Source organism: Streptomyces sp. SID13726, from assembly GCF_010548375.1.
Lineage (GTDB): Bacteria > Actinomycetota > Actinomycetes > Streptomycetales > Streptomycetaceae > Streptomyces.
Genome location: NZ_JAAGLY010000821.1, coordinates 1 through 391, shown reverse-complemented (window position 1 = coordinate 391; position 391 = coordinate 1). Strand labels below are relative to the sequence as shown.

At 65.5% G+C, this 391-nt stretch carries 1 protein-coding gene; it reads left to right on the top strand.

Features of this window, described 5'->3' with window-relative positions; genetic code table 11:
* Positions 1 to 48: 48 nt before the first annotated feature.
* On the top strand, positions 49 to 391 hold a 343-nt coding region (locus G3I78_RS50485; protein ID WP_164437394.1), incomplete at its 3' end, for an amino acid permease.

Genomic DNA, 391 nt, shown 5'->3' with positions numbered 1-391 from the left:
TTCCGGCCCGTTTCGTTTCGATGCGGTCTGCCCTGCGGAGGTGCGTCGGTGAGTAGGAACCAGAACGGTACCTTCCGTACGAAATCAGTCGAACAGTCGATCCTCGACACGGAAGAGCCGGAACACGCGCTCAAGAAGTCGCTCTCCTCCTGGGACCTGACCGTCTTCGGCGTCGGCGTGATCATCGGCACCGGCATCTTCGTCCTCACGGGCAAGGTCGCCAAGGAGACCGCCGGACCCTCCACGGCCCTCGCGTTCGTCGCCGCCGGCATCGTGTGCGCGCTGGCCGCCCTGTGTTACGCCGAGTTCGCCTCCACCGTCCCGGTGGCCGGATCCGCGTACACCTTCTCGTACTCCTCGATCGGCGAGCTGCCCGCCTGGATCATCGGCT